Source organism: Photorhabdus akhurstii (assembly GCF_018448925.1).
GTDB classification, from domain to species: domain Bacteria; phylum Pseudomonadota; class Gammaproteobacteria; order Enterobacterales; family Enterobacteriaceae; genus Photorhabdus; species Photorhabdus akhurstii.
The window spans coordinates 1-906 of the sequence record NZ_RCWE01000098.1; the positions used below are offsets into that span (position 1 = coordinate 1).

1 protein-coding gene and 1 pseudogene are annotated in these 906 nt (G+C 55.3%); both read right to left on the minus strand.

Annotated elements, in window-relative coordinates; genetic code table 11:
• Nucleotides 1-267, minus strand: a pseudogene (locus EAE93_RS23895) (site-specific tyrosine recombinase XerC); the annotation flags it as partial.
• Between the two features lie 76 nt (nt 268-343).
• Nucleotides 344-589 (minus strand): hypothetical protein, encoded by a 246-nt coding sequence (locus tag EAE93_RS23900; protein WP_146747490.1) that lies wholly within the window; start codon nt 587-589, stop codon nt 344-346.
• Between the last annotated feature and the right edge of the window lie 317 nt (nt 590-906).

The following is a 906-nucleotide window of genomic DNA, read 5'->3' on the forward strand; positions in this document are numbered from 1 at the left end:
GCGCTGACTGTCCGGCGTATAGGGCTGGCCGTTGGCCTTGCGGTACCGGGCCAGATAATGCTGCCAGTTTGCCAGTAACGGTTCAGTGACCTGAGCGGCGGATATTACGCCCTGTTCCTCGCACCAGCTGACGAACGGCGACAGCCGTTCATGACGGGCGGACTGGCTCTTTTGACTCGCCCCCTGCAACAGCAGGTTATCCAGATACGCGTCCAGATGCTGGCGCAGGGTCAGCGGGTGGGATTGACGTTTAACGGGTGATGACATGATGGGATTTCCTGTAGAGAACAGCGGTTATTATTATCAGTGTGTGATACATCACGACGGTACGATGGCTTGATTCTTAGGTGGCCGGAACAGTGCTTTTCTGTCTGCCCCAACTTGCGGACCGTTCAGCCCGGTATTGCTGCGGTCTGGCGTCCATTTCCCGGCCTCCAACTTGGGCCCAACTTGACCCCAACTTGAGGGCAACTTGCGGTTCAGTCAGTCCAACTTGCGTCGGTCGTATTCCGGGTTTTCGGGTTCGATGATGAGCTGGCAGTACGATACGACGACTTTTTCTGATTATTGCCGGAACAGTGTTTTTCAACCTTCCCCAACTTGCGAGCCATTCCGCCCAGTATTGCTGCGGCCTGAAGTCGGTTTTCCGACCTCCAACTTGGACCCAACTTGACCCCAACTTAGGGGCAACTTGCGGTTCAGTCAGTCCAACTTGTGTAAGTCATATTCAGGGTTTTACCGGTTTTTCCGGCGCTGTCAGGTCAATCAGGCCGCACAGATGGGCTGCTTCTGCGCTGTCGCCGTTCCACAGCAGTTCATACTGCAACAGATGGCCCCGGCTGCCGCCGTGGACTAACAGGTATTCCATGTCGGCCAGTCGCTGACAATGGACTTTTAACTGGTTAT